Genomic DNA, 19,417 nt, shown 5'->3' on the forward strand with positions numbered 1-19,417 from the left:
GACGCCACCCCGGGGAGCCCTGGCACTGACCCACCAGTAAGGTCCTCCCGGGCGACCGTGACCCGCCCAGCCGCACTCCCGTGAGGATCCCTGATGCCCTCAGCCAGCTCCATCGTCGCCACGACTATCGCCGCGACGGTCCTCGTCGCCGGCACCGGCGTCGCCTACTCCGCCTTCGGCGGCGACACCCCGACCCGAGGTCAGGTCATCCGCGTCATCGATGGCGACACGGTCGACGTCCGCTACGGCGGCGACGACCACCGCATCCGCCTGCTCAACGTCGACGCCCCCGAGACGAAGCACCCGGACGAGGTCGTCGAGTGCCTCGGGCCGGAGGCCACGGACTTCCTCACCGAGCGCCTGCAACCGGGTGACGAGGTGCGGCTCGAGTTCGACGAGGAGCTGCTCGATCGCTACGGCCGCGAGCTCGCCGGCGTCTTCGAGGGCGGGGATCTGATCAACGCCGAAGTCGCGCGTGCCGGGCTCGGGGTGCCCGTGCTCTTCGAGCCGAACGAACGGTTCTACGACGAGGTCGTCGCGGCCTTCGAGGAGGCGCGGGAGAGCGAGGTCGGGATGTTCTCTCCGGACGCCGCGTGCACGCTGGAGGCTCGCGCCGAGCGGTATGCCGACTCTGTCACCTCGCTGGAGGGTCAGGCGGGGGAGCCGACTCCTGAGAACGTGGACGCGGCCGCTGCGGCCGCCGACGAGGGCACCGAGCTGCTCGCCCTCATCGACGCCGCCGAGCCGGGGTCGTTGGCCGCAGCCGGTATGCCGCGCGACAGCGTTTCCGAGCTGCGCTCGCGGGTGGCCGAGCTCCGCGACCGTGCCGCTGCGGTGGTCGAGGAGCGTCAGGCTGAGGTCGCCCGGATCGCCGAGGAGGCGCGTGAGAAGGCGGCTGCGAAGAAGGCGCGTGAAGAGGCGGAGGCCGAGCGCAAGGCTGAGGAGAAGGCTCGTAAGGAGGAGCAGGCCCGGCGGGCGGCAGAGCAGGCGGCGGCAGAGCAGGCCGCTGCCGAGGCAGCAGCCGCGGAGGAGGCCCGGCGCGCGGAGGCAGCGCCGCAGCAGCAGCCGGCACCCCAGCAGCCAGCGGCCCCCAACCCCGCTCCGGCGCCCGACCCGCAGCCGGCCCCGAGCCCGGAGCCGCCCGCGGCCCGCCCGGGTGCCGGCTACACCGGCTGCCGCGCTTACGTCGGCGGCCCCTACATCGACGACCAGGGCCGCGCCTACACCCCGATCGACTGCGAGACGAAGCAGCCGATCAACCCCTGATGGGTCGCGGGCCGGGGTGGCCCGCGCTGGCCGGTCCGACCCCGAAATCCGCGTCGTTCCGCGGCCGCTGAAGACGACCCGCGGCGGCGACACGCCACCCCTTGCATCTAGTAGCCCCCTCGCCTACGATCACCATATCTAGTAGTTACAAGCCTGTGGTTCGTCCACATCTTGTGCACAACCGGAGGGCGTGAAACCACACGTCATCCACAGACCGTCCCCAGATCCACCCACAGGGCGCCTGCCACGCAGGGGCTCGCACCGCGCTGCTGTCGGCACCACCGAGGGCAGCCACGACCGGCCGGTGACCGACCGAGAGGAGCGTGACATGCACTGCCCGTTCTGCCGTCACACCGACTCCAAGGTCGTCGACAGCCGCGTCCAGGAGGAGGGCACGGTCATCCGCCGGCGCCGGCAGTGCCCCGAGTGCGGGCGCCGCTTCGGCACCGTCGAGACGGCGACCCTCTCGGTCATCAAGCGCTCCGGCGCGACCGAGCCGTTCAGCCGCGACAAGGTCATCTCCGGCGCCCGCAAGGCCTGCCAGGGCCGCCCGGTCACCGATGCCCAGCTGCAGCTGCTCGCGCAGCAGGTCGAGGAGTCGATCCGCCAGCTCGGGCAGGCCGAGGTCGACGCGCACGAGGTCGGCCTGGCCATCCTCACGCCGCTCAAGGACCTCGACGAGGTCGCGTTCCTCCGGTTCGCGTCGGTCTACCAGGCCTTCGACAACCTCGACGACTTCGAGTCGGCGATCACGTTGCTGCGCGCCGAGCGCGACGCGACCTCAGACACACACCCCGCCTCACCAGCACAAACCACCTAACAAGCCAGGTATGTCAGTGCCGGGTGCTGCACTGCATACAGGACATGAATCCACCGCACGTCCCCACCAAGGAGAGCTAGTCATGACCGAGACGACCGGGTCGAAGACGCGCACGCGCAAGAGCGGCAAGGGCCTGACGATCGAGCGCATCTTCACCACGCCGGGTGTCCACCCCTACGACCAGGTCACCTGGGAGAAGCGAGACGTCGTCCAGACCAACTGGAAGACCGGCGACACCATCTTCGAGCAGCGCGGCGTGGAGTTTCCGGACTTCTGGTCGGCCAACGCCTCCACCATCGTCACGACAAAGTACTTCCGCGGCGCCGTGGGCACCGAGGCCCGCGAGACCGGCCTCAAGCAGCTGGTCGACCGCGTCGTGCTCACCTACACCCAGGCGGGCAAGGAGCACGGCTACTTCGCGACCGACGAGGACGCCGAGATCTTCGAGCATGAGCTGACGTATGCGCTCGTGCACCAGATCTTCTCCTTCAACTCTCCCGTGTGGTTCAACGTCGGCACCGCCAGCCCGCAGCAGGTCAGCGCCTGCTTCATCCTGTCGGTGGACGACTCGATGGACTCGATCCTCAACTGGTACAAGGAGGAGGGCTTCATCTTCAAGGGCGGCTCTGGTGCCGGCCTCAACCTCTCCCGCATCCGCTCCTCCAAGGAGTTGCTGTCTTCCGGCGGCACCGCCTCCGGCCCGGTCTCCTTCATGCGCGGTGCGGACGCCTCCGCGGGCACCATCAAGTCCGGTGGCGCGACCCGCCGCGCGGCCAAGATGGTCGTGCTCGACGTCGACCACCCCGACATCGAGGAGTTCATCGACACGAAGGCACGCGAGGAGGACAAGATCCGTGCGCTTCGCGACGCCGGCTTCGACATGGACCTCGGCGGCAACGACATCGTCTCGGTGCAGTATCAGAACGCCAACAACTCGGTGCGCGTCTCCGACGAGTTCATGCGCGCCGTGGAGGAGGGCACGGAGTTCGGCCTGACCTCCCGCAAGGACGGCTCGGTCATCTCCACCGTCGACGCCCAGGAGCTCTTCACCAAGATGGCGCAGGCGGCGTGGGAGTGCGCCGACCCGGGCATCCAGTACGACGGCACGATCAACGACTGGCACACCAATCCCGAGACCGGCCGGATCACCGCGTCCAACCCCTGCTCGGAATACATGTCGCTCGACAACTCCAGCTGCAACCTCGCCTCGCTCAACCTGCTGAAGTTCCTACGCGACGACGACACCTTCGACGTCGAGACCTACCAGAAGGTGGCCGAGCTGGTCATCACCGCGATGGACATCTCCATCTGCTTCGCGGACTTCCCGACCGACCCGATCGGTGAGACGACGCGCAACTACCGGCAGCTCGGCATCGGATACGCCAACCTCGGCGCGCTGCTCATGGCCACCGGCCACGGCTACGACTCCGAGGGCGGCCGCGCCCTCGCCGCGGCGCTCACCTCGCTGCTCACCGGCGCCGCCTACAAGCGCTCCGCCGAGCTCGCCGGTGTCGTCGGCGCCTACAACGGGTATGCCCGCAACGCCGACGCGCACAAGCGCGTCATGCGCAAGCACCAGGCGGCGAACGACGAGATCCGCACGCTGCACTCCATGGATGCCGCCGTGCACAAGGCTGCGACCAAGGCCTGGGACGCCGTCGTCAAGACGGGGGAGAAGCACGGCTACCGCAACGCGCAGGCCTCGGTGCTCGCCCCCACCGGCACCATCGGCTTCATGATGGACTGCGACACCACCGGCATCGAGCCCGACTTCTCGCTCGTGAAGTTCAAGAAGCTCGTCGGTGGCGGCTCGATGCAGATCGTCAACCAGACGATCCCTCGCGCCCTGAACCGCCTGGGGTATGCCGAGGAGACCATCGAGGCGATCGTCGAGTTCATCGCCGAGAACGGTCACGTCATCGACGCCCCCGGTCTCAAGCCCGAGCACTATGAGGTCTTCGACTGCGCCATGGGCGCGCGTGCGATCGCGCCGATGGGCCACGTGCGGATGATGGCGGCGACGCAGCCGTTCCTCTCCGGCGCGATCTCCAAGACGGTCAACCTGCCCGAGTCGGCCACCGTCGAGGAGATCGCCGAGGTCTACCTGCAGGGCTGGAAGCTCGGGCTCAAGGCGCTCGCGGTCTACCGCGACAACTGCAAGGTCGGCCAGCCGCTGTCCGACGGCAAGAAGGACAAGGACAAGAAGGCGGACGAGGTCGAGGCGCCGGTGGAGAAGGTGGTCGAGTACCGCCCCGTTCGCAAGCGGCTGCCGAAGCGCCGGACCAGCCAGACCACGAGCTTCGCCGTGGGCGGAGCGGAGGGCTACCTCACCGCCGGCACCTACGAGAGCGGTGACCTGGGCGAGCTGTTCCTCAAGTTCGGCAAGCAGGGCTCGACCCTCGCCGGCGTCATGGACGCCTTCTCGATCGCCGTCTCGATCGGGCTGCAGTATGGCGTGCCCCTGGAGACCTTCGTCGAGAAGTTCACCAACCTGCGCTTCGAGCCGGCAGGTATGACGGACGACCCGGACGTGCGTATGGCGCAGTCGATCATGGACTACGTCTTCCGCCGCCTGGCGCTGGACTACCTGGACTTCGAGACCCGGTCGTTCATGGGCATCCACACCGCGGAGGAGCGGGCCCGCCAGCTCGAGACCGGCTCCTACGCTCCGCTCGAGCCGTCGAACGACGACGACGACTACGAAGACGAGCTGGAGAACTACAGCCAGACCGCCGCCACCACGCCGGCCAAGAAGGCCGACAAGGTGGAGAAGGTCGCCGACCAGTCAGGTGCCGGCGCCGCTGACGCCCGCAAGGTCGACGCGGAGATCCACTCCTCGGCCGAGCTGCTCGAGCAGTTCCAGGGCAAGGTCGCCGACGCGCCGATCTGCATGACGTGTGGCACCAAGATGCGTCCGGCTGGGTCGTGCTACGTGTGTGAGGGTTGCGGGAGCACCAGCGGCTGCAGCTGAACAGCAGCCGTCGGCGGCCCGGGTCTGGTGGGACAGCCCGGGCCGTTGCCCGCTGGAAATCTCGATCGCCGAAACCAGCCATTCTTGAACGGGCTCCATGCGCGATCGGCTACGCTGAGCCGGAATCGAGACTCAGGGGTGCCATGAGTGGGACACAGAACACGCAGCGGTTGCAGCAGCAGCAAGTAGACAGGCTTCGAGCGAGCTCCGGCGCTACGCAGCACGTTGAAGACGTGTTGCGTACTAGTGACAAGGTCATTGCTAGGGTCACGGACGGAATATATCGGCAACCGGGATCCGCACTGCGCGAACTAATTGCCAACTCTTATGATGCGGATGCTACCTGGGTTCAGGTGCGTACCGATGCACCGCAATTCGATCGTGTGTCGGTGGAAGACAACGGGAATGGCATGACTCCCGAGGTTCTGATTGACGTCCTCCACAACATTGGAGGAAGCTCTAAACGAACGGAGCGAGGAAAGGCGTTAGGGGTATCCTCGTCAGTAAACGCTGACTACAGCCCCGGCGGGCGAAGGCTTATTGGCAAGCTTGGAATTGGGATATTTAGCGTATCCCAACTCTCCAGCAGTTTTCAAATCATCACAAAGACTGCTGGTGAAACGCATCAGACGGTTGCTAGAATTCAATTGCACCAGTACTCAGACACACGAATGGTTGAGGGAGAGGAACAAATAGAGGCCGGTCGTTTTCGAATCTGGCGCGAGCCAAGCTCCGATGCGGAAATCCATGGCACCACAATTTCCCTAACATCAATTCGGCCCCAGGCTCGCGAGACTCTGTCGTCGCGGTCAGTGTGGGCGGCAGTTGACGCGCCACCGGACCCAGATGCACCCAGAGCTGCAGTGAAAGCCCCCAAGTATCACATAGGTCGACTTGTTGGTGAGGGGCTCTACCATGGGCAGAAAGAGGCCGATCGATCATTGCCTTGGAGTGGGGAGGAGCTTAGGGACGGTCGGGCCATGATGTCGATGGTTCAAGGCTTAATGGACGAGGGTCGGAGCACATCGAATGTCCGTCTCTCGGAGATGTTTGACACATACCTTCAAACAATATGGAACCTTGGCCTGGCCCTGCCCCTCGAATACGTTGGTGGCTCACTGTACGACAAGACCGTGGGCGACTGGGGGCAATTCTTCCATTTGTCCAATAGTCGGCTTGGGACTGCCGAGCCGTTTAGTGAGATTACTTACGGAAAGACTCTCCGAGAGGTCGATCAGGTCCCCGATGTGGGGGGAGGTGACGAATTTCGAGTCACGTTTGACGGCGTCAGGATCGAACGACCGATCATCTTCCAGGGGATGCCCCGCACTCAGCATGTACTGCAGCAGCCTCTGATTTTTACTGGGCGAATGCGCGAAGAATTCATCGGTTTTGCGCATGAAGTAAGCGCTGGGCCACTAGAGTTCCACGCCTATCTGTGCTGGCATCCAAGGGTAGTCCCAGCGGATCACCAGGGGGCCCTCATCCGAATCTACGGCGCGAGCGGAACGCTGTTCGACTCAAGTTTTATGTCCTACAAGGTCGCTGAATTGACTCGACTAAGGCAGATATCTTGTGAGATATTTGTTACAGAAGGATTGGAGGGTGCCCTAAATATCGATCGGGAAAGCTTCAATAATGCTCACCCTCATACAATCGTCTTGACGCGGTGGCTACACAGCGCCTTGCGTCAGGTGGCCACTACCCAAAAGCGTCTAGCCGCGGAAGCACGCAGAATGCGAAAGGCAACAGACCTCGGCGCACAGCAAGATGCCTACGACAAAGTTATGCGACGAGCTGCGGAAATGGCTTCAGGTGGCGCCGCGGAGTGGTCTCGGGTTCAGCTTCGCAGCGAGTCGGAGGCGCCAGGCCAAGCTAGTGACGGAGTAGAAGTGATGTCGTACTCGCCACAGGCAGCCGTTGTCGAGGACGCGGGGACGCCTTCTGCTCGATCGCTGGCTCGTGCAGAGAGAGTGGTTTCGGTTCTTGAAGTGTACGGCGTTCTCGACGGCATGGGGTCGGCGCAACGTTCCGCCTTGTTTGGATCGCTGGTCGCCATTCTGGAGGAAATCTGAGATGACGCCTCTGGATGGTCCTTCGCAATCTGAAGAACTTCAAAGCCTTATCGGCTTAGGTCCAGCTGATATGGCTGTCCCCATAGACAGGCAATTCGCGCCTTGGCACCGTCCTCGCAAGCAGTACGTGCGAAGCGTGCAATGGGAGCGCGAGATCCGAGACTTTGTTAGGAACAATGTTAACCAGGGTTCAACGCTACATTATCTGGGATTACCAGGACCTGACTACATGGATTTGCATCACCTCTCGCAAGGGCTTGGCGAAGAGTATGGACTGACGATCCGTTATTTTGGTGTGTCAACGGAAGCCAATCCTAGGGCCTCGAATTACGCGCAGCTGAGTTCCACTGAGTTCACCCTGAAGCGACACCATCGGATCTCAAATGATTCCATGACGCATGGAGGGGACCTGCGCGACATTTATCACCTGAAGTCCGAACTGTCTGTGAAACTGAAGGACTGGGGCACATTCCATGTCGTCAATCTTGACCTATGTACGGCATTGAGCTCAACTTTCAATGGGGTCAATTACTTTAACGCGATTCAGTCGATAGTTGATCATCAATTGCAGGCCGACCATAGCCAGGTCTTTTTCGTGACCGCCCGCTTCGATGAAGATGCTGTGTCTGGAGAAGTGGCAGATAAGTTTGTCGAGCTTTCAGCGGAAAAGATCGGCCTGGAGGGAGGAGCGCTGCTTTCACAAGATGAACTAGTGAGTGAAATTGACGGCCGTTCCCAGATCCATGTTGCAGGCTTTCTTTCCTGGCTGGAGAATCGAGCCATCGAGCGCGGCTTCCAGGTGGCTTTAAGGCCAATATTCTGTTTTCGAACGGGCTCGGATTGGGGGAAGGCGGACATGTATTCAATAGCTGTCAAACTGAAACGTGTTGCTCGTGGGGTTTCGGACCCTGACGGATTGTCAAATATGGTCGTCCGAGAGAACACGGTTATCTCGACGGAAGCGTTCGCGGCGCGTATGGCAGGCGTGGAGAACGTTGATTGCCGAATGGCGGCGTCACTAGCTAGCATCAAGCGCAACGTAGACGACTCGGTTGCGCTTCTGTCAATGTTGGGGTACGACGTAAGTTCCTACACTGATTGGCTGCTTCGGGAGCATGTGAAATACCCCCTGGTTTGGAGCGGGTTTGACACGCGTGAGAAGAGCAATTGACTGTGGTGGTTGTCCATCCGTGGGGTGGACAAGCTGGTCACGGCGTTGAGCGGCTCTTCCCAGTTGTGCTGGGTGTCATAGGTTGATTCCCCCGCCGATGAGGTGCATTCGCAATGTGTAGTTGGACCGGTTCTGAGCCCCGGGCGAGTAGGCGGTGCAGTTCGATGAGGCCGTTGAATTTCCTATGTTTGTCAAGCAGCTTGTTCGGTGGCCGCAAGTGTCGACGGCGCGGCGTTCAGGTGTCGGTAGATCTGGCGGGCGAGGTAGCGCTTGAGCGATCGGCGGATCTCGCGGGTGGTGCGTCCCTGGGCGGTGCGCTTCTCGACGTATGCGCGGGTCTCGGGGTCCATCCGCATGCGGGTCACGACGGCCATGTGCAGCGCGCGGTTGAGCCGGCGGTCGCCGCCGCGGTTGATGCGGTGACGCACGGTGTTGCCGGATGAGGCGGGGATGGGGTTGACGCCGGCGAGGCTCGCGAACGCTGCCTCGGAACGGACGCGGCCTGGGTGTGACCACGCGGCGTAGGCGATGGCAGCGGTGACGGGCCCGATGCCGGGTTGATCGACCAGGGCCGCGGCCGGACTCGCTTCGATGAGCGAGGTCATCTGGCCTGACTTCGGCCACGTTGCGGAGCTTGCGAGGCCGCCAGGTCCGTGACGTGCAGGTTCAGGGCGTGGCAGCGTGGAAGTTGTGCACTAAGCAGGGTCACTAGAGTGTCGCGGTGGCCTACGTCCGGACGGTGAAGACGGCTTCCGGCAAGATGGCGGTCCAGATTGTGTGGTCGTCGACGAAGGGCTCGAGGCAGATCGAGCACTTGGGCTCGGCAGCCACGGACGCGGAGGTCGAGCTGCTCAAGGCTGCGGGCCGGCAGAAGCTGCTCGCGGGGCAGGGCGAGCTGGACCTGGGGATCCAGCCGCCGCCGGAGGCCGGTGGGCCGTTGCACATCACGGCGTCGCGGATGGGCCACCTGTGGGACTCGCTATCGATGGCTTACGACGCGCTCGGGTTCGACGCCGCGGTCGGCGATGAGGTCTTCCGGCAGCTAGTGCTCGCTCGGATCATCGAGCCCACCTCCAAGGCGGATGCTCCGCGTGTGATCGCCGAGGCCGGCATCGTCCCGGCTTCGGACCGCACGATCACCCGCCGGTTGCGGCTGTACTCGGCGATCGGGTTCCGTGAGCAGCTCGCCGAGGCGTGTGCCGCGCAGGTCAACCTGGGTCCGGCGACGCTGGTGCTGTACGACGTCACCACGCTGTACTTCGAGACCGATGAGGGCGACGGGTTCCGCGAACCGGGGTTCAGCAAGGAACGGCGCCTGGACCCACAGATCACCGTCGGCCTGCTGTCCGATGCCAACGGATTCCCGTTATGGTGCACGCCTTCGAGGGCAACAAGGCCGAAACGAAGACGATGCTCCCCACGTTGCGGGCGTTCATGGAGACCCACGGCCTGCACGACGTGGTGATCGTCGCCGACGCCGGGATGGTCTCCGAGGCGAACATGGACGCGATCGAGGCTGCGGGGTTGTCCTACATTCTGGGCGCGAAGATGCCCCGCGTCCCGTATGTGATCGACCAGTGGCGCAAGGACCACCCCGGGAAGGAGGTGCCCGACGGGCTCACGCTGACCGCCCGCTGGCCGGGCGGGCCGTCCACCAAGGGTCGGGACGTGACGACGTTCTACTCCTACGCCCACGACCGGGGCCGGCGCACGATCAAGGGCATCGAGACCCAGGTCGCCAAGGCCGAGGCAGCCGTGGCCGGCAAGGCGTCGGTGAAGCGCAACCGATTCGTCCAGCTCTCCGGTGGGACCCGCTCGGTGAACCGGGAGCTGGAGGAGAAGGCCAAGTCGTTAGCCGGTTGGAAGGCCTACGTGACCAACCTGCCCGACCCCGACGCCGACATGGTCATCGGGTCCTACCGGCGGCTGTTCCAGATCGAGCGGTCCTTCCGGATGGCCAAGTCCGACCTGCGCGCCCGCCCGATCTACCACCGCAAGCAGGACTCGATCGAGGCCCACCTGACCATCGTCTTCGCCGCCATGACCGTCGCTCACTGGATTGAGCAGACGACCAGCTGGTCCATCAAGCGCTTCGTCAAGACCGCCCGTCGATACCGAACAGTCAGCATCGCCGCGGGCGAGCACACGATCACCGCCGTCGACCCCGTCCCCGAGGATCTCGCCGAGGCCCTCGACGCCATCAAGGACCAGTCAAGCACGCACTAAATTGGCCGAACTCAGGACGTATGCGCGGGTCTCGGGGTCCATCCGCATGCGGGTCACGACGGCCATGTGCAGCGCGCGGTTGAGCCGGCGGTCGCCGCCGCGGTTGATGCGGTGACGCACGGTGTTGCCGGATGAGGCGGGGATGGGGTTGACGCCGGCGAGGCTCGCGAACGCTGCCTCGGAACGGACGCGGCCTGGGTGTGACCACGCGGCGTAGGCGATGGCAGCGGTGACGGGCCCGATGCCGGGTTGATCGACCAGGGCCCCGGCCGGACTCGCTTCGATGAGCGAGGTCATCTGGCGTGTGAGCTCGCCCAGTTCCTTGTCGGCCGCGCGGACACGCTTGGCGAGTCGGACGGCCTCGGCGCGTGCCACGCGGATCGAGACTTCCTCGGCACGGGCGCGCCACGCGGTGATCTCGCTGACCTGAGTGGTGCTGAGGGTGCCGCGGGCGTCGATGCCGAGGTCGACGATCCTCAGCAGCGCGAGCAGCGCGTTGATGGATGCGGTGCGCTCGTTGGTGATGTGCTCGCGCGCGGCGATGAGGATCCGCAACGCGGCCCGTTCGCCCTCGTCGTGGCGCGGCAGACGCAGTTGAGTGTCGTTCAACGGCACGGCCGCTTGGGCGATGCGACGTGCGTCAAGGGTGTCGGACTTACCGATTCCCCGGTTGGCGCGGGCGCTCATCCGCGGCGCCTCGACCACGGTGTAACCGGCCTGGGCCGCGCTGGAGCAGGTCAGGCACCTGTTCGGTGAACGTCGGTACCGGGCAGCCGTCCTCGCGGCACCGGCAGCGGCGCTTGCGGCACCGCAGCACGACCGGGGTGTCGAAGTAGGGCGCGTCGACCAGGCGGACCGCGATGGCTGTTCGCTTCAGCCACCGTCCCGCAGCCCGGAACCCTGTCGCGACTGGGACTCACTCGATGGTCACGGTGACTAGCACGATTTCATGCCGGACGGCGGTGACATGCAGGCCTCTCGAGTCCGACGAGAAGGTCGCAGTTGTGGCAGTACGCGCCTTTGGTGCCCAGGGCACGGCAGCGCGACGTAGGCTCAGACACGTCGAAGTCCTTGGTGCCGACGGCGCTCGAAAACTGGACGGTTTCGGCGGTCGAAGAGTGGACGGTCTCAGTCTAGGGATTCTTGTTCGGCCTTGATGCTGGGCAGGGTCTCGACGCCGCGGTCGCGTAGCCGGTAGGAGGCGCCTTTAAGGGCGATGACGTCGGCGTGGTGGACGATGCGGTCGATCATCGCGGCCGCGACGACCTGGTCACCGAAGACGCCTGCCCAGGAGCTGAATGGCAGGTTCGACGTCAGGATCAGGGAGGCGTGCTCGTAGCGGGATGAGACGAGTTGGAAGAAGAGGTTCGCGGCGTCCTGTTCGCAGGGTAGGTAGCCGACCTCGTCGATGATGATTTGCCCGTAGCGGCGTAGCCGGGTCAGCTCGGCGGTGAGGCGGCCGCGGTCGTGGGCCTCGGTCAGGCGGGTGACCCAGTCGGTGGCGGTCGCGAACAAGACCCGGTGCCGTTGCCGGGCGGCGGCGACACCGAGGGCGGTGGCCAGGATGCTTCTATGTCTGTCAAGCGGCGCGAGAGAACTCCCGTCCGACCGCCACTTGGGACTCGAGATGCCCAACCTCCTGGCGATCCTGGCCTTCGGCACACCGTCGGCGGCCAGCCTCCTGATCAGCGCCCAGTCCTCCATGGTGATCACACTCCAATCGTTGGCGGAGTGTCCACTTTTCGAGCGCCGCTACTGTCTATTTTTCAAGCGCCGCCGGCACTTGGCGATCGGGAGAAGGAGAAGTCCCCTGATCATTGACGACCTCGACCCCGTCCCCGCCCAGCGCATCGGCGCCGCGCCCTCACCCCACCCTCGAACACGAAGAGCCTGCATAGGCAAGACATTCGCGCTGTTGCACCTTTCTCGACAACGATCACTCTCTCCATTGCGTCGCAGCGCGGAAAAGTCGAAGAGCTCTACTGAGTCAACAGAGAACTCTAGGACGACGCCTCGACCGCGAGCCCGTGCCCTCGCGACGTCTGCGAGAAGATTGTTAGTACCCTGGTCCCACAGAATCAATTTGACATGAAGCCAAATCTCGGTATCTGTGGCCGAGGCGTGAGAACGAATGCTGAAGTTCTCGATAGCCCTCATCGATGGAAGGCGGCGGGAAAATTCCGTAAGCGCTCAGGGGAGTACTGGATCCGAGCCAAGACAGAGCCACGTCAAGAGGGATCCGGAATGCTAGGTAGTGCAACCTCTCGGCATCGTATTCCTGGGCGCGAATCAGGAGTCCATGTTGCATGTGGGGGCGGATATATTGAGATGGAACGCACTTCCGAAGGTCTATGAGTAGCCCATTCTTGTAGGTTCTGAGGCCTCTCAACTCCGTCCCGTTCTCTAAGACGTTGTTGCCATTTCCGCGAAGACCAACCGCGATTACGTAAACGTAATCATGATCGTTCCGAATTGGCCCGTGGTCGGGCATTCTGCCTAGGTCAGCCCTAACGCAGTGGAAGAACCGCTTGCTCCAGCGTAGATCATGACAGGCGAACCAAAGGGCAACCCATATGTTATCCACAACGTCAATCCACGTTGTGGCCCAACCGTAATGCTGGAGCAGAGGTTCCGCAGCGTAGCGCGGCACCCCCTTTGGCAATAATCTCTCCGAATGTCGTCGCGAGACACTAGGCGATCTGCCGACCTTGCCCGGATGTGGTGCCCATTCTCCTGCAGCTGAAACATGCTTCGCCACAGTTTCGGGGCGAAGTCCTGCTGGCTGACCAGGTCTTGGGCGAAAGGCAGCCGCCGGAATGCTCGTGCCGTACAGCTCAGACTGTCCACGTAGGAAAAAGTCGAACGGGTCCCGATCGGAATCGGAGTAGATGGCCTTCAGGTAGCCAACGCATCGGGTTAGCCACGCGATGTCGCGGACCTCTATGACTTCGACGCGGTCTCCGCCCCGGAACCTTACATATTCTGAACGAAGCTCAGTCGCGCTCGCAGTGGACTGATTCCTGGCAGCCTGTAGAACGGTTTGAATGGAGGTGGATGATATCCAAGTCATGTCTCAGCGTACCCCATCCTCGCCGACTTCATCCTCGGGACGTATCCGGCCCGATTTCCCGCTCCTAACTGCTATGTGAAGAATTCTAGGCGAGGCCGAGGCGAGTGCCATACCTCAAACGTTCTGCCACGACGAAGCCTAGCCCTTTCCCGAAACCAGTACGCGATTCCTCGGCAACCGCACCTGTCTGGTGACGGTCATGCTGGGACGCCGGTCGGGTGGAGGTTGGCAGAGCGACTCTCGTGTAGCGCCCTGGTGGGCGCGGAAACGCTAAACAGTAAGATCAAGTGGCAAATCGGAGATGTCGCGTAGCCGATTACCGCTGACCAAAGTCTCGAGCATGGTGATTGCCTCATCATTGCCACTGAATAATACAGCTTCTTCAAGTTCGGGGAGTGCAAAGTGATACACCATGTCGACGTCGCCAGTGCCCAAGGCGAGAGAGGCCAAGCGCGAAGGGGTCGGTTCTCCTGTGACGACCGAGATATGCGGGGTCCGTCCCTTGCGGTTCCTGATCATGTTCAGCGCTTCGCTGCGTGCGTTCTGGGCACGATCCGAGCGGAGGGTCCACTTGCATGAGACCACGGCGTGGATGATGCCAAAGCTCTGATTGGCATCGCGGATGATGGTCCGTCGGGCGCTCACTTCGTCGACGAGGCGCCGTTCCGCGTTGATGTGGTTATCCGGCTCTGGTTGTCGGACGACAAGCACGTCGGGGGAGATCTCATAACTATTGCCCAGCACTGAAGCCAACTCCCGCTGACGCTGCACCGCCGCTGCGAGGTCGTCCAGGTGCCGATATGGCTCGTACTGGGCTATGTGGTTGATGGCACGCTGGTTGCCCACCTGCTCAACTGACCACACGCCGGGACGGAGCATAGGAAAATCGCGAATTGTTGAGTCCAGGAAGGAGCGGACTGCCTGCTCAAACTGGGTTCCTGCCCTTTGTCCATCAAGCTTCTTGGCGACCGTTGGCGCGTCGAGCGCAGCGGCGATGTGGGCTGCAATGAATCGGCTGGTTGCTTGGGAGCCGTCGGCGTTGGAGGCGACTCCTGCCTCGTTGAGGCACAACGTATGTCGCTCAGTGAGCACTCGATGGAAGGCATTGCGGGTTTCCGTTAAATAAGCGGTCACGTCCGAAACCTAGCTGACGCGCGAGCGCGCCGAGGGGTCAGTGAAGGCGGCATGCCGATCGTGCGTAGCCTGACCAACGAATGCACGAAATCCGTTAAGCCTGTAGGCCGGACCTTCTGGTAGTTGAACGACATCCATCTCAAAATCTGACGATAGATGGTCGAGGCTCCGCTGGATGTCTCGGGCCGAGGCATTCGCTCCTATCAGGTCTACCAAGTCACTCACCGAGAGGGGGCGGTCACTGTCCCGCAAGGCTCGATAGATCGGATCCTGGACGGATACCAATGTTGGCCCCTGAGACACGGAGGTGGTGTGCCGGAGCGCGTGCAAGATGGACTGGCCGAGACGCTGGGCTAGCGGCGGAGGAAATGCGTTGCCGATCTGACGGTATTGAGCAGTCTTGCGCCCCGCGAAGCCCCACTTGTCCTGCGCTTCCCATCCCTGCAGGCGGGACACCATCGTTGTGGTTAGGCGGGGAGGCTGCGCGCGAAAGTGGGGAGCCGACGTCGAGGGTGCCTCGTCTGCGACTCCGCGACCGTCTACGTGAAGGAGACTCCAAGCCTTGCGTGCTCGTGTGGGGCCTAGGTCCGCGCCACCGTGCTTCTTGCTGCCTCCGACAATGGTCGGTCCAACGCCGTTGGCGGCCTCGGCCCATTCATGGGCGTGCGCCCAACCGTTTTCGCCCATGAGTTCGCGGAGGGTGTCACCAACTGTCGCCTGACAGTCGGTAGGCACAGGCCAATGGAAGTACGCGGAGTCCTCGGGCTTCAGGGCAACCAAGATGAAGCGCGGACGGAGCTGCGGAAGACCGAAATCGGAAGCTTGGAGCAGTCGCCAATCGGCGACGTAACCGAGCTCAGCAAGTCGATCGAGGACGGCCTGTCGGTACGCGGCGAAGCGAGGTAGGGATAGGCCTCGGACATTCTCGAGCATGAGAGCGCGTGGTCTCATCTCGGCGGCCAGCTCGACGGCCCAGGCGAAGAGATCGCGCTCGTCCCCAGTTCCTAGCTGCTTGCCAGCGACTGAGAAGGGCGGGCATGGCACTCCGCCCGCGAGAAGGTCCATCCCATGGAAGTCCGACGGGTTCCATACCGACCTGTCGGCAACGTCGCCCTGTCGAACGTCCCAGTGTGGCCGGTTGCTGCGGAGTGTCTGCGTGGGCCAGTGATCAAGTTCCACAGCGAGCTTGTGCTCGAAGCCGGCCTTTTCGAAACCGAGCGCCTGGCCGCCCGCACCCGCGCAGATTTCGACAACCGTCTCGCTCACGTTGCTCCTGCTCACTGGTCCTGCTGGCTCGATGCCTGGAAGGGTCTCCCCCTGATTGTGCCGCATGTTTCCTCCCTCATGATGCTGCCACACCGTGACAAGGTGTCGCACGTGTGTTCGATTACGCGAGCCAAGCGCAGTGCTCTGACACACCTCTGCGTGACAGGCTGGGGAGCATGGCGGACCATCTCAGCGCCGTGGGCAGGTCGCGGAACATGGCAGCCATCCGCGGTCGTGACACCAAGCCCGAGCTGGAGATGCGGCGACTTCTTCGCGCCGCCGGGGCGACGGGGTATCGGCTGCATCGCAAGGACTTGCCTGGTCGGCCCGACCTTGCGTTTCTCCGTTGGCGAGTGGCTGTCTTCGTCGATGGTGCCTATCGGCACGGTCATCCGGATGTGTGGCCGAAGGAGCGCGTGGCGAGCGATACTGGACGGAGAAGATCGCCCGCAACCGGCGCCGGGATGAGCGTGCGACTTCGGACTTAGAGGCGGGTGGCTGGGCAGTCGTGCGGGTCTGGGACCTCGACTTGCGGGCTGATCCCGATGGCTCGGTTGCGCGAGTCACCGAGGCCCTGCGTCGACGCGGATGGCAACCGCAGAGCGGTTAGCCTGTTTCGTCAAGCCACGCCGAGGCTGGCTGCCTCGATCGCCTCGGGGGAGAGCACGTGCTCGGCTGCCATGGTGGCAGCGCCCAGCACGCCAGCCTGCGCCCCCGCTTTGGAGGCTACGATCCGCAGGTGCTCGGTCGCCAACGGCAAGGACCGCTGGTAGACGACTTCCCGGATCCCCGCGAGCAGGTGCTCGCCGGCATCCGCCAGGCGTCCGCCGATCACCACGGCAGAGGGGTTCATGAGGTTGACCATGGTGGCGAGCACCTCGCCGATGTCACGCCCGGCCCGCCGCACCTCGTGCACGGCCGCGGCGTTCCCTGCGCGCACCAGCTCGACCACCCCTGCCGTCGAGTCGACCCCCACGCCTCCCGCCGCCAGGGCAGCAGCCAGCGCCGGCCCAGCCGCGATGGCCTCGAGGCACCCCTCGTTGCCACACCGGCACATGACGCTCTTGCCGCTGCTGACCCGCACGTGCCCCAGGTCCCCCGCCGTGCCCTGCGCGCCCCGCTGCAGCCGTGAGCCTGAAATGATCCCGGCGTCGATGCCGGTCGCGACCTTGACGAAGATCAGGTCGTCCACGTCCGGCAGGTAGGCGCCCCGCTCGTCCAGCGCCATGACGGTGACGTCGTTGTCGACGAGCACGGGCACGGCATACGTCCGCTGCAGGTGAGCGGGCACGTCATACCTGTCCCACCCCGGCATGATCGGCGGGTTGATCGGCCGACCGGAGGAGTGCTCGACCGGGCCGGGCAGCCCGATGCCGACCGCCGCCAGGTCGCAGACCGGGCGCCGCGCCTCCTCCAGCAGCTCACCGATCACCGTCGTCACCCAGCCGAGCACGACCTCCGGCCCCTCAGCCACGTCCAGGGTGGCCCGCCGCTCGCCGAGCACCTTCCCGCCCAGGTCGGTCAGCGCCGCCACGGCGTGCGTCGCGCCGACGTCGACCCCCGCCACGACGCGCGCCGCCGGGATCAGCGCGATGAGCGCCGGCGGCCGCCCGCCGGTCGACCGCGCCCCGCCCACCGGCGCCACCAGCCCCATCCGCAGCAGCACGTCGACGCGCGCCGCGATCGTCAACCGGGCCATCCCGGTCTCCTCCGCGAGCTGGGCGGGGGCTGAAGTGCGCCGGCCCCCATCCCCTGATCCGCTCTGGCGCCCCGAGTCGGATCGAACGCCTCTCGCCGAGGTCGCGCTCAGGGACGTCCTCCGAGCCAGTCGAGGTGCAGCGCAGGGGCTTCAGCCCTCTCCCTCACTCCACAACGCGAGTCTCGCCAGGCCAGCCACCCGACGCTGGCTCTGCTCATCGGGCGCATCGCGGAGCCGCCGAAGCCCGGAGGCGTCCGACAGCGCGCGCCACACCGGGCGGCACCACTCGAGCGCGTGATCTGGGTCGACCCCTAGTGGAGTTGTGCGCAGCCCGCAACGCGTCATGAGATCCGCCACTGGCACCTGGTGGTCATAGCTGGCTTCACCGTCCCGCGCACTCACGAGCGCGAAGAGCGCCCGGGCAGCCGTCACCAGGTCGTTCTTGTCCTGGAGGAGGCGTCCGGCGACGTGGCGCGCCACTTCCTCGTCGCTGCGCAGCCGACGCGCAGCAGCGGTGCGAAGCAACCGACCCTTGTGCTTACGCAGCAGCCCGACCTGCTGACAGCGTTCCCGAAGGTCCGCGACGGGCGGCGTCAGGTCCTCGCGGTTGCCCTTGCCGATCCAGTCGTTCGCGAACCCGAGGCCGCAAAAAATCTGCTCCACGGCAGCGGGCTTCATCCACCCCGCCTGAGTCAGAGGTATGCCGTCATCGCCAGCCAGCTCGATCAGGTAGCGGTAGGGCCGGGCAAGGGCGGCGAAGTCCTCGGCGGTGAGCTCGCCGTGCAGGGTCGCGTCCTGCGCGGAGCGGCACAGCGTCGCCAGCTCGCTCAGCACATCAGGCAGCGCTAGGTCTAGCAAGGGCTCCAAGGCGACTGGCCACTCGACCCTCTCGTCTCCCGACTCCAGTTCCGCCATCAGCTCGGCTTGCGTCATCCCCACGAGCCGGAGCCGCTCGTTGACCGACGCGGGGTCCTCATCGAACGGGTCCCAGCCCGGCGGCACCCACTCCCGCAGGTCGGGGTCCAGGGCCGCGAGCCCTCCGGCGCGGAAGGCATCCACCAACTCCTGGTGGCCGGGTGGGCCGCCGCAATCTTCGAGCGGCCCCGCCATCCGCGCCGCTGTGCAGACGGCGCTCGGTGCGTCGTCGTCCGTGTCCAGCGGCTGGACCTGTTCCACCTTGAGGGTGCAGGTCCAGTCGTCACCGAAGTCGTAGGTGTAGAACAGCCGGTCCCCGGGCGTCCGGAGGAGCTGATCGAGACGGACCTCGTCCTCGGGTTGCATCCCCTCGTCGTCCGGCTCGATCTCGTCCATCGGCGTCGTGAAGAACGGTCCGGTCCAGACCTGCTTGGCCGGGCCCGGCCAGAAGCGGTGCAGGTGCCCATCCAGCCAACCGAAGGCTGCCTGCAGGATCTCGTGCACCTCGTCCAACATGAGGTCGCCGCGCAGCTCGAGGCGACGCCATACCGGAGGCTTGACGTCGTCCACATCAACTCTCACGGTGATGACGGTGTCGATCTCGGGTGGTGCCGGAAGCGTCACCGGCTCCACTCTCGGTCGGGAGAAGAGACCGCCTCCCAGAGCCCCACCCGCGCCGACGACTCCGGCGAGCAGCCGCTGTAGCTCCCCCGGGGTCATCGAGGCGACGGCTCGCCGCATGTCGTCCGGCAGGTGGTCACTCACACTCGCTCCTCACGCTCGGTCACCCGGAGCCTACGGGAG

General features: G+C 64.6%; 11 protein-coding genes and 3 pseudogenes. 7 read left to right on the forward strand and 7 right to left on the reverse strand.

The annotated features are described in order from the left end of the window. The first annotated feature begins 93 nt into the window (after window positions 1–93). From AC5PYY_RS09745 to AC5PYY_RS09765, 5 genes are all read left to right on the forward strand, one after another. Window positions 94–1,266 carry a thermonuclease family protein gene (locus AC5PYY_RS09745; RefSeq protein WP_493896624.1) on the forward strand — a complete coding sequence of 391 codons (1,173 nt, stop codon included), beginning with the start codon at window positions 94–96 and terminating at the stop codon, window positions 1,264–1,266. Window positions 1,267–1,594: 328 nt separating this feature from the next. After that, the gene (gene nrdR / locus AC5PYY_RS09750; protein ID WP_493899354.1) at window positions 1,595–2,086 is read left to right on the forward strand and encodes a transcriptional regulator NrdR; all 492 of its coding nucleotides are present in this window, start codon (window positions 1,595–1,597) and stop codon (window positions 2,084–2,086) included. Between the two features lie 82 nt (window positions 2,087–2,168). After that, window positions 2,169–5,057 (forward strand): vitamin B12-dependent ribonucleotide reductase, encoded by a 2,889-nt coding sequence (locus AC5PYY_RS09755; protein ID WP_493896625.1) that lies wholly within the window; start codon window positions 2,169–2,171, stop codon window positions 5,055–5,057. Window positions 5,058–5,200: 143 nt separating this feature from the next. Beyond that, window positions 5,201–7,132, forward strand: a complete 1,932-nt coding sequence (locus AC5PYY_RS09760) for an ATP-binding protein (protein WP_493896626.1) — start codon at window positions 5,201–5,203, stop codon at window positions 7,130–7,132. 1 nt (window position 7,133) lies between these two features. Next, entirely contained in the window at window positions 7,134–8,303 is a 1,170-nt protein-coding gene (locus AC5PYY_RS09765; protein WP_493896627.1) for a PP_RS20740 family protein, read from the forward strand. A 191-nt stretch (window positions 8,304–8,494) separates the two neighbouring features. On the opposite strand, the pseudogene AC5PYY_RS09770 reads toward AC5PYY_RS09765, so the two are convergent. After that, window positions 8,495–8,911, reverse strand: a pseudogene (locus AC5PYY_RS09770) (transposase); the annotation flags it as partial. 152 nt (window positions 8,912–9,063) lie between these two features. On the opposite strand from AC5PYY_RS09770, the pseudogene AC5PYY_RS09775 reads away from it, so the two are divergent. Continuing rightward, a pseudogene (locus AC5PYY_RS09775) lies at window positions 9,064–10,529 on the forward strand (IS1634 family transposase). On the opposite strand, the gene AC5PYY_RS09780 reads toward AC5PYY_RS09775, so the two are convergent. The 4 genes and pseudogenes from AC5PYY_RS09780 to AC5PYY_RS09795 form a co-directional block, all read right to left on the reverse strand. Then, complete coding sequence (locus AC5PYY_RS09780; protein ID WP_493899355.1) at window positions 10,515–11,270, reverse strand: transposase; 756 nt, start codon at window positions 11,268–11,270, stop codon at window positions 10,515–10,517. The pseudogene AC5PYY_RS09775 and the gene AC5PYY_RS09780 overlap by 15 nt on opposite strands. Before the next feature lie 387 nt (window positions 11,271–11,657). Further along, window positions 11,658–12,095, reverse strand: a pseudogene (locus AC5PYY_RS09785) (ATP-binding protein); the annotation flags it as partial. Between the two features lie 1,774 nt (window positions 12,096–13,869). Further along, window positions 13,870–14,733, reverse strand: coding sequence for an NgoMIV family type II restriction endonuclease (locus AC5PYY_RS09790; RefSeq protein ID WP_493896628.1), 864 nt, complete (start codon window positions 14,731–14,733; stop codon window positions 13,870–13,872). A gap of 9 nt (window positions 14,734–14,742) precedes the next feature. After that, window positions 14,743–16,065, reverse strand: a complete 1,323-nt coding sequence (locus AC5PYY_RS09795; RefSeq protein ID WP_493896629.1) for a DNA cytosine methyltransferase — start codon at window positions 16,063–16,065, stop codon at window positions 14,743–14,745. Window positions 16,066–16,175: 110 nt separating this feature from the next. Here AC5PYY_RS09795 and AC5PYY_RS09800 point away from each other — a divergent pair, with 110 nt between their 5' ends. Next, window positions 16,176–16,487 (forward strand): hypothetical protein, encoded by a 312-nt coding sequence (locus AC5PYY_RS09800; RefSeq protein ID WP_493896630.1) that lies wholly within the window; start codon window positions 16,176–16,178, stop codon window positions 16,485–16,487. A gap of 131 nt (window positions 16,488–16,618) precedes the next feature. On the opposite strand, the gene AC5PYY_RS09805 is transcribed toward AC5PYY_RS09800, so the two are convergent. Beyond that, window positions 16,619–17,809, reverse strand: coding sequence for an ROK family protein (locus AC5PYY_RS09805; RefSeq protein ID WP_493899356.1), 1,191 nt, complete (start codon window positions 17,807–17,809; stop codon window positions 16,619–16,621). 39 nt (window positions 17,810–17,848) lie between these two features. Next, the gene (locus tag AC5PYY_RS09810) at window positions 17,849–19,378 is read right to left on the reverse strand and encodes a plasmid pRiA4b ORF-3 family protein (RefSeq protein WP_493896631.1); all 1,530 of its coding nucleotides are present in this window, start codon (window positions 19,376–19,378) and stop codon (window positions 17,849–17,851) included. Window positions 19,379–19,417 lie beyond the last annotated feature (39 nt).

Source organism: Serinicoccus sp. JS2-9 (assembly GCF_059025165.1).

What these genes read in the sequence shown, in the direction of transcription:
- AC5PYY_RS09760 (WP_493896626.1), top strand. Translation starts at nt 5,201, where the DNA reads ATGAGTGGGACACAGAACACGCAGCGGTTGCAGCAGCAGCAAGTAGAC.
- AC5PYY_RS09765 (WP_493896627.1), top strand. Translation starts at nt 7,134, where the DNA reads ATGACGCCTCTGGATGGTCCTTCGCAATCTGAAGAACTTCAAAGCCTT.
- AC5PYY_RS09745 (WP_493896624.1), top strand. Translation starts at nt 94, where the DNA reads ATGCCCTCAGCCAGCTCCATCGTCGCCACGACTATCGCCGCGACGGTC.
- AC5PYY_RS09755 (WP_493896625.1), top strand. Translation starts at nt 2,169, where the DNA reads ATGACCGAGACGACCGGGTCGAAGACGCGCACGCGCAAGAGCGGCAAG.
- AC5PYY_RS09795 (WP_493896629.1), bottom strand. Translation starts at nt 16,065, where the DNA reads ATGCGGCACAATCAGGGGGAGACCCTTCCAGGCATCGAGCCAGCAGGA.
- AC5PYY_RS09800 (WP_493896630.1), top strand. Translation starts at nt 16,176, where the DNA reads ATGGCGGACCATCTCAGCGCCGTGGGCAGGTCGCGGAACATGGCAGCC.
- nrdR (WP_493899354.1), top strand. Translation starts at nt 1,595, where the DNA reads ATGCACTGCCCGTTCTGCCGTCACACCGACTCCAAGGTCGTCGACAGC.